At 55.4% G+C, this 12204-nt stretch carries 10 protein-coding genes; 1 reads left to right on the top strand and 9 read right to left on the bottom strand.

The window, feature by feature from the left end; all coding sequences use genetic code 11:
- Positions 1-25 precede the first annotated feature (25 nt).
- The 7 genes from fis to ppa form a co-directional block, all read right to left on the bottom strand.
- Positions 26-385 (bottom strand): DNA-binding transcriptional regulator Fis, encoded by a 360-nt coding sequence (gene fis, locus Q3Y66_RS08700; RefSeq protein WP_008956430.1) that lies wholly within the window; start codon positions 383-385, stop codon positions 26-28.
- Positions 382-1434: a tRNA dihydrouridine synthase DusB gene (gene dusB / locus Q3Y66_RS08705; protein ID WP_008956429.1), complete on the bottom strand. Its 1053-nt coding sequence runs from the start codon at positions 1432-1434 to the stop codon at positions 382-384. The genes fis and dusB overlap by 4 nt, the downstream gene beginning before the upstream one ends.
- A gap of 99 nt (positions 1435-1533) precedes the next feature.
- Positions 1534-2448, bottom strand: a complete 915-nt coding sequence (gene prmA / locus Q3Y66_RS08710) for a 50S ribosomal protein L11 methyltransferase (RefSeq protein WP_008956428.1) — start codon at positions 2446-2448, stop codon at positions 1534-1536.
- Between the two features lie 157 nt (positions 2449-2605).
- Positions 2606-3946, bottom strand: coding sequence for an acetyl-CoA carboxylase biotin carboxylase subunit (gene accC, locus Q3Y66_RS08715; protein ID WP_008956427.1), 1341 nt, complete (start codon positions 3944-3946; stop codon positions 2606-2608).
- 31 nt (positions 3947-3977) lie between these two features.
- Positions 3978-4445: an acetyl-CoA carboxylase biotin carboxyl carrier protein gene (gene accB, locus Q3Y66_RS08720; RefSeq protein WP_008956426.1), complete on the bottom strand. Its 468-nt coding sequence runs from the start codon at positions 4443-4445 to the stop codon at positions 3978-3980.
- Between the two features lie 357 nt (positions 4446-4802).
- Positions 4803-6668 (bottom strand): protein-disulfide reductase DsbD, encoded by a 1866-nt coding sequence (gene dsbD / locus Q3Y66_RS08725; RefSeq protein WP_008956425.1) that lies wholly within the window; start codon positions 6666-6668, stop codon positions 4803-4805.
- A gap of 179 nt (positions 6669-6847) precedes the next feature.
- On the bottom strand, positions 6848-7378 hold the full coding sequence (gene ppa, locus Q3Y66_RS08730; RefSeq protein WP_008956424.1) for an inorganic diphosphatase: 531 nt from the start codon (positions 7376-7378) through the stop codon (positions 6848-6850).
- A gap of 299 nt (positions 7379-7677) precedes the next feature.
- Between ppa and Q3Y66_RS08735 the strand changes: the two genes are divergently transcribed.
- Complete coding sequence (locus Q3Y66_RS08735; protein ID WP_008956423.1) at positions 7678-9393, top strand: bifunctional protein-serine/threonine kinase/phosphatase; 1716 nt, start codon at positions 7678-7680, stop codon at positions 9391-9393.
- 305 nt (positions 9394-9698) lie between these two features.
- Here the strand turns inward: Q3Y66_RS08735 and Q3Y66_RS08740 are convergent, their stop codons facing one another.
- Together Q3Y66_RS08740 and Q3Y66_RS08745 are read right to left on the bottom strand one after the other, a co-directional pair.
- Entirely contained in the window at positions 9699-10748 is a 1050-nt protein-coding gene (locus Q3Y66_RS08740) for an IS110 family transposase (protein ID WP_303319501.1), read from the bottom strand.
- Between the two features lie 176 nt (positions 10749-10924).
- The gene (locus Q3Y66_RS08745) at positions 10925-12184 is read right to left on the bottom strand and encodes a 6-phosphofructokinase (protein WP_008957299.1); all 1260 of its coding nucleotides are present in this window, start codon (positions 12182-12184) and stop codon (positions 10925-10927) included.
- Between the last annotated feature and the right edge of the window lie 20 nt (positions 12185-12204).

Raw genomic sequence — 12204 nt, forward strand, 5'->3', positions numbered from 1 at the left:
AATAGAAAATAACAACGCCCCAGGGTTATGGGGCGTCACCTTCGATAAGTCCGTATTGCTTGAGTTTTTTACGCAGGGTGCCGCGGTTCAAGCCGAGCACATCCGCGGCACGGGTCTGGTTGCCGTCGGTGTGCTCCAAAACGCAGGCGAGTAATGGTGCCTCTACTTCGGCCATCACCATGGCATAAAGGTCGCTGGCTTGGCTGCCATCTAAATGCTCAAAGTAGCGGCGCATTGCCGTTTCAACAGCCTCTCTAAGCGGCTGTGGCGGTGAGCTAGCAGCCGCCGGATCCGCAAGCGTGCCCGTTAAATGGGAGTAGCCTTCGCTGGCACGGGTGTCGCTAGAAGAGTAGGTGTCGCTAGAGAGAAGATCGCGTTCGGTCATGCAGCATGGCTTCCTTTGGCTAGCAAACGTATGGCAGCACCGGGGGCCATCACGTCGTTGATCCAATCAAATTGCGTTTCAGGTGACGCTAACGCATTGAACTGCTGCTTAAGCGCGCGCTGCTGAGGCTGCGTAAAGCGTGGGTCGTCGCTGAGGTACCAGCCGACATGCTTGCGCGCAATACGCACACCCATAGTCGTGCCATAAAACTCATGCAACGCCTCGACATGCCCGTGTAGCACGTGGCGGCGCTCCACAAGGGTGGGTAGCGCCAACCGTTCCCCATGCTGAAGATAGTGGTTAATCTGTTGAAATATCCACGGGTTGCCCTGAGCACCACGGCCTACCATTACTGCATCAGCGCCGGTATAAGCGAGTACCTCGGCGGCTTTTTCCGGACTTGTTATGTCGCCGTTGGCTATCACCGGTATTGAAAGGTGAGATTTGATTTCAGCAATCGTGTCGTACTCTGCCTGTCCAGTATAGCGCTGCTGGCGGTGACGGCCATGTACGGCGAGTGCTTGAATGCCTGCGGACTCAGCTAAGCGGGCAATTCGCAGGGCGTTGTTTGATTCGGCGCACCAGCCGGTGCGAATTTTCAGCGTTACTGGAATATCGACCGCTGAAACTACTGCGTCAAGAATCTCGGCAACCAGGGCTTCATCGCGAAGGAGCGCCGACCCAGCGGCTTTGTTGCAGACTTTTTTCGCGGGGCAGCCCATGTTGATATCGATGATCTGAGCGCCAAGTTCGGCATTCAACCGCGCCGCCTGGGCGAGCATCTCGGCATCGCCACCGGCGATTTGTACCACGCGCGGGTCGGGCTCTCCGCGATGGTCCATCCGTAGCTGCGATTTACGCGTGTGCCATAAGCTGGGGTCTGACGTCACCATTTCACCCACCACCCAGCCAGCCCCCAGCCGCCGACATAACTGGCGGAAAGGCCGGTCGGTGACGCCGGCCATGGGCGCGAGAATTACCCGGTTGGGTAATGCATACGTCCCAATGGTGACGGGCTCATTGGTGGCTAGTGCATTGGCTACAGTCATGGCGTTAGGCTTTAAGTGTGCTGGGCTAGCGGCGAGTAGGCGATTCAAGGGGGCGTATGATACGCCTACTCGGTGATGGGGTGAAGGCCGTTTGCCGCTTTAACGCGGACGCTGGCCGTTAAGTCGCACCCAGCCTTCGCGAATCACTGGCTCCTCCATGGCGATTCCCTGTGCGGCATAGGCTTCATAAACCTCATTTGCCTGGTTCGCCAAGATGCCGGATAGCGCAATGCGGCCGCTAGGGGTCACGTGCCCGGCAATCATTGGAGCAAGCTCGACTAGCGGGCCCGCTAAAATATTGGCGGTCACAACAGGGTAGTCGCCGCCATCACTTAACTGCTCAGGGTAGTAGAGCGTTAAATCCGGCTCGGCAATCCCGTTACGCTCGGCGTTGTCACGGCTGGCTTGGAGTGCCTGCGGGTCAATATCGGTGGCATCAGCATGGCTAGCGCCGAGTTTGAGTGCGGCGATAGCAAGAATGCCGGAGCCACAGCCCACATCCAGCACGGTCTGCTGGGCTAAGTGCCCAGCCACGGCCAGTTCATCCAACCACTCCAAACACAGCGCTGTGGTCGGGTGCGTGCCCGTTCCAAAGGCCAGGCCGGGGTCGAGAATCAAGTTAACGGCGTCGGCATGGGGAGGTTCGTGCCAGCTTGGTACGATCCACAGCCGCTGGCCCATCTGCAGCGGTGTGAAGTCATCCATCCATTCCCGCTCCCAGTCCCTGTCAGCCAGTAGCTCATATACGATGGTGGGGCAGGGCTCCTCAGGCATCTGTTCGGACCATGCCGCCTCAATACGTTCCAACATGCTTTCGACGCCCTCTAGGTCATCGTAAAGGCCGGTCAGAATGGTGTCTTCCCAGAGCGGTGTGGTGCCACGTTCTGGCTCAAATACCGGATCATCGTGGGCATCCTGAAGGCCAATCGCTGTCGCGCCTTCATCAAGCAGCAGTTCTTCGAGAAACTCTGCTTGTTCAGGGGCGACATGGGCTTTGAGTTGGAGCCAGGGCATGGAGAGTCTCCGCAGGGCGAATTAAAGACAAATACAGTAAAGACAGATTCAGTAAAAACAAAGAAGGTAAAGACAAAGACGTTAAAGACAGAGACGGGGTGGACATGGCCACCCCGCTGGGCATCACTCTTAGCGCTGGAAAGCGTTTGAAGTGCTATTAGCTGCTGAGTTTCTTTTCCAGGTAGTGAATGTTGACACCACCTTGACGGAAGTAGCTATCGCGAACCAAATCTTTTTGTAGATCGATATTGGTTTTAATACCTTCCACCAATAGCTCGTCGAGAGCATTGCGCATGCGCGTCAGCGCTATTTCACGGTCGGCGCCCCAGGTGATCAGTTTGCCGATCAGTGAGTCATAGTGCGGAGGCACGGTGTAGCCGGTGTAGAGGTGGGAGTCCATACGGACACCCAGGCCACCCGGCGCGTGAAACAGCGTTACCTTGCCAGGGGAGGGCATAAAGGTACGTGAATCTTCAGCGTTAATCCGGCACTCGAAGGAATGACCGTTGAGCTTTACATCTTCCTGGCGAATCGACAGCGGCAGACCCGAGGCAATACGCAGCTGCTCTTTAACGATATCGACGCCGGTGACCATCTCGGTAACAGGGTGCTCTACCTGAACGCGGGTATTCATCTCAATGAAGAAATACTCGCCGTCTTCGTACAAGAATTCAAAGGTGCCTGCGCCACGGTAGTTGATCTTAATACACGCTTGGCGACACGCTTCTAGCACTTGGGCGCGGGCTTCCGGATCAAGACCTGGTGCAGGCGCTTCTTCAAGCACTTTCTGGTGACGGCGTTGGAGCGAGCAGTCGCGGTCATAAAGATGAATCGCGTTGCCCTGTCCATCAGCAAGTACCTGAACTTCGACGTGGCGCGGTTTTTCGAGGAATTTCTCCATATAAACCGTGCCGTCACCAAAGGCGGCGTGGGCTTCAGTGCGAGTAACGGTGATTGCCGAAAGCAGGTGGCCTTCGGTGTGTACCACACGCATACCGCGACCACCGCCGCCGGAAGCTGCCTTAATGATCACGGGATAGCCAATGCGACGCGCAGTGGCTAAATTGGTCGCATCATCGTCACCCAAGGGGCCGTCTGAGCCTGGCACCGTGGGAACGCCCGCTTCCTTCATCGACTGGATAGCACTGACTTTATCGCCCATCAGGCGAATCGTCTCTGCGCGGGGGCCAATAAAGGTAAATCCCGAGCGCTCAACCTGTTCGGCAAAGTTGGCGTTTTCAGACAAAAAGCCGTAACCGGGGTGAATAGCGGTCGAGTCAGTGACTTCGGCCGCACTGATCAGGGCCGGAATATTTAAGTAAGACTGCGCTGACGATGCCGGTCCAATACACACGGCTTCATCCGCCAGGCGAACATGCATGAGTTCACGATCAGCTTTGGAGTGTACCGCTACGGTTTTAATGCCTAGTTCTTTACAGGCCCGTAGGATACGGAGGGCAATCTCGCCGCGGTTGGCGATAAGTACCTTGTCCAGCATGGGAGAGTCCACCCGTGTTGAAAATGAAGGATTAAGCGATGACGATCATGGGTTGATCGAATTCGACCGGCTCACCATCTTCTACCAGGATGGCTTCCACCACGCCGTCGCGGTCAGCTTCAATCTGGTTCATCATTTTCATGGCTTCAATAATACAAATGGTATCGCCTTGCTTGACGCTATCACCGACTTCTACAAACGACTTGGCGCCCGGCGCGGGGCTACGATAGAAGGTGCCTACCATCGGGGAGTTAACGGCTTCACCACGGTAGCTTGTGCCTTGAGGCTCAGCTTCAGCAGCCGGTGCTGATGTAGGAGCGGGAGCTGCTGCATAGCCAGGCTGCTGTTGTGCGTATTGCGGCATGGGCTGTGGCTGCCACGAGGCGCCATTAGGGTGGCGGCTGATACGAACGGACTCTTCGCCTTCCTGAATTTCAATCTCGCTAATATTGGACTCTTCGAGCAGCTCGATCAGTTTCTTAACTTTGCGGATATCCATGGCATAGCCCCATCAATGTCATAAAAGAAGATTATGAGAAATAATCACACAGTAACCGTGGCCTATAGGCGAGTTGCTGCGCGGCGCTGCGCGGCTCATCTATAGGCGCAGTAAACCAAATTTAAAAATGAAGAGAACGCTGCATGTTAGCGAACGTTACCCCGTTCTCACCCCTAAAAAAGGAAGTTTTTAGCTAATATGGGAGCGGAGTTTGCCGAAAAAGTGCCAGGATGTCCAGCGACAGCCTAAGCCAGTGCTTAAACTGACGCTGAATGTAGATTTAAACAACTGTTTGACGATATTCGCGTCAAAACGCTGCTTAAGTGCCTTAGTGGGCAAGGCTCGTAGGGCGGTGGCTCAACTATTGGCAAGCCACTGGCTAACGGATTCAAGATGTTCATGCAGTTGGTCGGCGGTGACTTCGCCTTGAATGCGCGCATCACGAATTTCTTCGCCTTGACTGAAAAACAGCAGGCTTGGCGGGCCGAAAAGATTGAACTGTTCCAGCAGCTCACGACTTTGTGGATCGGTCTGCGTCACGTCTGCGGCAATTAATGTGTAACCCTCCAATGCCGCTGAAACACGTGGGTCAGGATAAACATCGCGTTCCAGTAGCTTGCATGAAATGCACCAGTCAGCGGTAAAGTGAACAAACGCCGGCTGATTAGTACTTTTCGCTTGAGCGATGGCCGCCTCAAGCGCGGTAAGGTTATCGACCTCAACAAACTCAAGCTGTTCCACTTGAGACTCGCCGGGCCCAATCGAGGTGGCCGCAAGAGGGCGCAGTGGGTTGCTGCCACCTTGCGCGGCACCAATCACCAGCAGGACGCCCCACGCCAGCAGCAAAACCCCCAGCGTTTGACGTGCCCGTGGCCACCCTTGCGGTTGATTGAAGTTCAGAGCCCCAAGCGCCAGCGCCGTGCCGATCGCGAGTGTTGCCCATAGAAGTAGCGCTATGGGTGCAGCAACTAAACGCTCGATCATCCAAATTGCCACACCCAGTAGCAACAGGCCAAAGGCAATCTTTACGCCATTCATCCAGGCGCCCGAACGGGGAAACAGCGTGGCGCCAAAAGTGCCGACTAAAAGAAGCGGTACGCCCATGCCAAGACCCAGCGCAAAGAGCACCGCACCCCCCATGACTGCATCGCCGGTTGAGGATATAAACACCAGGGCTCCGGCTAATGGCGCGGTAACGCAGGGTGATACCACCAATACTGAGAGCGCACCTGCTAACGCTAATCCCGCTGGGCCACTGCGCTGAGCGCGAGTCTGCCAAGCATCAATACGGGTGGCTAAGCGGGGCGAGAGATTCAGCGTGAATGCCCCGAACATCGCCAGTGCAAAGAGCGTGAAGAGTACGGCGAAAGTGATAAGCACGGGCGCTGACTGTAAGCGCGCCTGAAGGTTTAGGCCGGCGCCAAATAGCCCCATTAAGACCCCGACCAGGGCGTAGGTCAGCGCCATGCCCAGCACGTAGCTTAACGAGAGAGCAAAGGCGCGTGGGCGGGTGGGGTTCTGGCCGACGACGATTGAGGAGAGAATCGGGATCATCGGGAGTACGCAGGGGGTAAAGGTAAGTCCAAGGCCGGCAATAAAAAACAGCCCTAGCGCTAACGGTAAGCTCGCATCGCTGATTAGCGCGCTAAAGCGGCTATCTTCGCTTTGGGGCCCTGCGAAGTCACTCTGTGAAGTAGAGGTAGCGGTAGCGATTTCACTAGCGGCGCTATCTCCTTCTTGCCAGTTCGCAAATTGACTGGGCGGCTCAGTCTCACTCGCTTGTAGGCTCAAGCGTTCCGGTGGATAGCATAGTCCTGCATCCGCGCAGCCTTGAAAGGTTAACTCAACGTTTAGCGGGCCTGCGTAGGGGGCGCTCAGCGGTACTTCAAGCACCACCTGGTCGCGGAAGATGTAAACATCGCCCATGAATTCATCGTTGGTGAACGTGCCTTCGGGGATGTTGGGTTCCCCAAGCGTTATACCCTCGGTCTGACTGGACACAGCAAACTGATGCCGGTAAAGATAGTACTCATCGGTGATATCGGTACCGATAAAAAGCGTTTCTCCATCGTGCCAAGCGGTAGGCTGGAAGGCTTCCATTACCGGTAAAAATTCATCTTGGTTGCTAGACGATGAAAACCATTGGGCGTCTGCGCTCAGCGGTAACCAGCCGAGGAAAAAAAACAGTAAGGGAAATAGGCTCAGGCGTTTAAGAGATAACACGGTGCGTCCTTAATTAATGGCATCGCAAGCTAGGACAAATAGCATACCGCAACCTTGAATCTCTCGCGTATACGCTGCGGTGACGTGACGCGGTCGCTAATGGTGCGTTAATCCTAACAACCTAAAAGGTCGCCCGAAGGCGACCTTTTCACATACACAGAAGCAACTTTACAAAACGATTACGCTTTCTGGTAAGCGATAACGGATTTTTCAATCGCTTTGCGCGCAGCGTCAGCGCCTTCCCAGGACTCAACTTTTACCCATTTGCCTTTTTCGAGATCTTTGTAGTTCTCGAAGAAGTGGGCGATTTGCTGGCGCAGCAGCTCAGGTAGGTCAGTGACTTCCTGAATGTCATCGTAGAGCGAACTAAGCTTGGCGTGGGGCACACAAATCAGCTTGGCATCTTCGCCGGCTTCGTCGGTCATGTTTAAAATGCCTACCGGACGAGCACGAATAATGCTGCCGGGTTGAACCGGGTGCGGGGTCACGACCAGCGCATCCAGGGCGTCGCCGTCATCGGCTAGGGTGTGGGGAATAAAGCCATAGTTGGCAGGGTAGAACATGGGGGTGGCCATAAAGCGGTCAACGAGTAGTGCGCCCATGTCCTTATCAATTTCGTATTTGATTGGATCGTGGTTGGCTGGAATTTCGATCACCACATAAACGTCGTTGGGGAGATCCTTTCCAGCAGGGATATTATCGAAGTTCATCGTTGATTCCTTGGTAGTACTGTGGCTTGAGTCGTGCAGAGGTTAGGTAATCGTTACAGAGTCGTTGATGGCGAAGAATTATACGAACATGACTACGCGATTACCAATGCGACATAGGTGGGCCGCTGTGGTTTAGCCGTTGCCCTATTATGAGGGAAATCAAAAAGCAGCGCATATAAAAGCGCACTAATACGATAGAGACGTTTGTTGGGCATCGTTTCTGCTCCGCTGCGTGTATCATAGGCAGAGTTTATTGACAGTGAAGTCCCTCGATCGAGTCGGCAGCCTAGGAGGATGACTTGTCGCACGCCCAGTTGCTCATCAGTTATGGTCAAGCATTTGTCGCGCCGGACCGGCGCCTGCACCGCAGTTCAATGTCGGTTCGCTTTCCTGAAGCGCCGCTGCTGCGCGCCAAAGGTGGCTGTGCCGTTATTAGTGACTCCATCTCACGCAATACCATGGCCAAGCAGGCCGGTGATTTAAGCGTGCGCGGCTTTCTGGCCGATTACTTCTCCACCCCTGATCATTGGGATGTCAAAACCTCGGCCACCCGCGTGCTGCGTGCCCTTAATAGCTGGTGCTACAGCCAAAGCCAGCATGTGAAAGAGGGCAGCTTTGTTTCCTCCATGTCGGCGATGGTCTTCCGTGGGCGCGAAGCACATCTGTTTCATATGGGCGACACGCTGGTGTTCCGTTTGCGCGGGGCCGAGTTTGAGCAGTTGAGCCGAGACCATGTCACCGACTTAGGAGGGTACCGTTATCCTTCCCGGGCGCTGGGTATGGATGGCAGTGTTGATATCGATTACACCCATATAGCGCTCAAACAGGGCGATCTGTTCTTGTTCACCACCCAGGGTGTGCGCGGTACGCTGCTACCTTCCGACTATGTACGCTTGATCCGCCAAGATGCCAGTGATCTGGATGCCGCCTGCGAACGGCTTGCCGATGAGGCGAAGCAGCGCGCCCAGGATCGTGGCTACGGTGGCGATCAGTTCTGCTTCCAGTTGGTGCGAATCGATGAGTTGCCTGACGAAGTAACGGAGCATCCAGGACAGCTCTACGGCGACTTGCCGATTCCGCCAGAACTGGCGCCGGGTGAGCGTTTAGATGGCCTTGAAGTTCTCGCTGTGCTGTCACGCACAGCGCAGTCGCGGGTTTATCGTGTTCGTGATGTGCATAGCGAGCGTGAAATGGTCATGAAAGCACCCAGCCCGGAGCTTTCGTTGCGCAACGCCTATCTGGAGCACTTCCTGCTTCAGCAGTGGGTGGTCGAGCGCGTCAATTCGCCGTTTGTGGTCAAGGTGATGGAGCCGTCGCGGCCGCGCCGTTATCTCTATTACCTGATGCAGCATATTGAAGGTGAAACGCTGCGACAGTGGGCCGAACGCCATCCTCAAGCCAGCTTAACGCAGCGCTTAGATATTGCTAATCAGCTGGGTAAGGCGGTGCAGGCGCTGCATCACCGGGAAATTATTCATCAGCAGATCAACCCCGATAATATCCTGATCGACCCGCACGGCAAGCTGGTGCTGACTGATTTTAGTGCCTGCCATATGCGCGACGGCGAAGGGCACCGCCACTCGGGTGAGTTGCTCCGCCAAATTGGCTTCAACGAGCACACCGCCCCTGAGTATGCGTTGGCCGACAGCATTGGACGGCGCAGTGATCAGTACTCGCTGGCATCCACGACCTACTGGTTATTGACCGGTGCTTTGCCCTATACCTTGACGCCCAATCGCCTGCGCAGCCATACCGATCTTGAAGAATTAACCTACCGCAGCGCGCGCACAACCAATCCTGAGATATCCCAAGACTTAGACGATGCGCTACGCCGCGCTTTGGATCCGCAGCGGGCTCTGCGCTTTAGGCGTCTATCGGAGTTCTTGCATGCCCTTAGGGTGCCGCTGGGGCGATTGCCGAACCGGGAAGAGAGCCGCCAGGAGCCGCGGCGTTTCTGGCAGGGGGTAGCAGGTATATTGCTATTGCTGCTCGTGCTTTCCTGGCTGTTACGCTAAACCTACACAGCGAGTTGCGAATAAAACGGGGTTATGTCATTGCGTATAGGGACTCCTCCCCGGTTGCAAGCGACGATGATGGAAAAACATAAGCCGATGCGTGCGTATAGTCGGTCTCTTGATGGGGACGCTATCCCCTGACCCTGATGAACGTCGCGCACCTTCTCTCCTCAACGAGGCGTAGGCTTTTTCAGCCATCGCAATGATCAGGTTGCGAGAAGGTCGGTCTGACCTGTTTTTCATCGATCGTTGCCCGGCAACAAGGTAGCCGCCTCTCGGCGCTTAGCCGCTGATGGTGCTACCGCTTAGCTCACCATCAGCGCTGAACCGTCGTTAAACTCTCTACAATAGGACTGTCCGCTGTGCAGAACCGCCCAGGCGGTTCGTACTGTCTTGTTCGCTAACGCGACAGCCGCTTTGTTCTTGCCCACGCGTGCGACCAGCGCGCGTAGCCAACGGCTTTTGGCATCCTGCTTGTCACCCACGGTGTTGATGGCCGAGTGTGCGCCGCGTATCAGGGCGGCTTTCAGCGAGATTTGCCCCGTTCGGCCAATGCCCTTGATCTTCGCGATGCCACCACTGCTGTGTTGTGTCGGCGTCAACCCCAGATAGGCTGACGCTTGGCGACCTTTCTTGAAGGCGTTGCCGTTACCGAGGGCGCTATAGAGCTGGGTGGCGACCACCGGTCCCACTCCCTCAATCGCCAACAGTTGGCGACAAGGCATCACCGCACGGCTCATCTGCTCCACGCGCTTATCCAGTGACTGAATACGCTCGTTGAGTCGATCCAGCTCCGCCATTTGCTCGGCAATCAAGTCACGCATCAGCATCGAAAGCTCGTTATCGGCATCTTCCAGGGCGAGCCAGACACGTTGCTTTAACGCTTTCTGTCCCCGACCGCTGATCACTCCATATTCCTGCAATAACCCATGAACCTGATTGATCAACTGGGTGCGCTGATGGATGTACCTCTCCCGAATGCGGTGCAGGCTCTGAATATCCTGCTGCTCTACGCTTTTGAGTGGTACAAAGCGCATGTCCGGACGACATCCGGCTTCTACAATAGCGAGGGCGTCATTGGCATCTGTCTTGTGCCCTTTGCGAAAAGGCGTCACAAACTGGGGCGAAATGAGGGCAACGGTATGGCCGAGGGCCTGCAGTTGTCGCGCCCAATAATGCGATCCACCGCACGCTTCCATAAATACCCGACAGGCCGGTTGGCGGCGCATAAAATCCAAGACCTGATGCCGTTTAAGCTCTTTGTTGACCTGAACACGCGAGGAGCGGGTGTCGACAACACACACTTGAAAAACACGCTTTGCCAGATCAATACCTATCGTCGTATGCTTGTTCATGGCTCTTCCCCTCCGCATTGATGTGGTTCAACTATCAATGTAGCTCGCTGAAGCTTCGAGAGGGGAGGAGTCCCTTTCATTGAGGAGTGAAGCGACGCGGCAATCTCAACGCCGCGGCGGTACCTAACCCCGAGATTGCTTCACTGCGTTCGCAATGACATTGCTACAGCAAATATTTATAGCGTAAAAGTAGGCAGTTTACGTTCTGCTTTTGCCAGTTTCAGCTTGGCCACTTTCGGCAAGCCATTCTCAAACGGGGGGAAATCCTCGCCCTGGATCAATGGTGAGAGGTAATCCCGGCACGTCTGGGTAATCGCAAAGCCGTTGTCGCTGATAAAGTCGCGGGGCATAAATTTCTCTTTATTGGCCACCTGTGACAGCGGGGCAGAGATGACATCCCACTGGTAAGGTGACTGAGAAATACGACGAATAGCGGGCATCATGGCATTTTTGCCTGCTAGCGCCAGCGTCACCGCTTCGCGACCCACCGCATAGGCCTGTTCAACGTCGGTTTTAGACGCTAGGTGGCGCGCTGCGCGCTGTAGATAATCGGCCACTGCCCAGTGATACTTGTAGCCCAAATCCTGCTTGATCATACCGGCAAGTGTTGGCGCTACGCCGCCCAACTGGCGATGGCCAAAGGCATCGGTATTGCCTGCGTCAGCCAGGAAAGTGCCATCTTCGTAGCGGGCGCCTTCAGAAACCACGATCACGCAGTAGCCATATTGTTTAACGCTTTCTTCAACCCGCGCCATGGCCGCTTTACGGTTAAACGGGATTTCCGGGAAGATAATCATGTGCGGCGGCTCGCCTTCGGCTTCGCCCGCTAAACCACCGGCTGCGGCGATCCAGCCCGCGTGGCGGCCCATGACTTCAAGTACAAATACCTTGGTGGAGGTGGCGCACATGGAAGCAATATCCAGCGACGCTTCCAGCGTAGAGGTCGCAATGTACTTAGCGACACTGCCAAAGCCTGGGCTGTTATCGGTAATCGGCAGGTCGTTATCCACGGTTTTAGGCACGTGAATCGCGGTAAGCGGATAGCCCAGCTTCTCGGAAAGCTGAGAGACCTTTAAGCAGGTATCGGCACTATCACCGCCACCGTTATAGAAGAAGTAGCGAATATCGTGAGCTTTAAAGACTTCGATCAAGCGCTCGTACTGGGCGCGGTGAGTATCAATATCTTTTAGCTTATAGCGGCAAGAGCCGAAAGCACCACCTGGCGTGTGGCGCAGGGCTGCAATCGCTTCGTCACTCTCTTGGGTAACGTCGATTAGGTCTTCTGTTAACGCCCCGATAATGCCGTTATGACCGGCATACACCTTGCCAATCTGATCGGGTGCTTGACGACAGGCTTCGATAACGCCACAGGCACTGGCGTTGATCACGGCGGTGACGCCACCGGATTGGGCGTAAAAGGCATTATGCTGGGCCATGGAAACGTCTCATCTCCTGA

This window comes from Halomonas sp. HAL1 (assembly GCF_030544485.1).
Taxonomy (GTDB): Bacteria; Pseudomonadota; Gammaproteobacteria; order Pseudomonadales; family Halomonadaceae; genus Vreelandella; species Vreelandella arctica.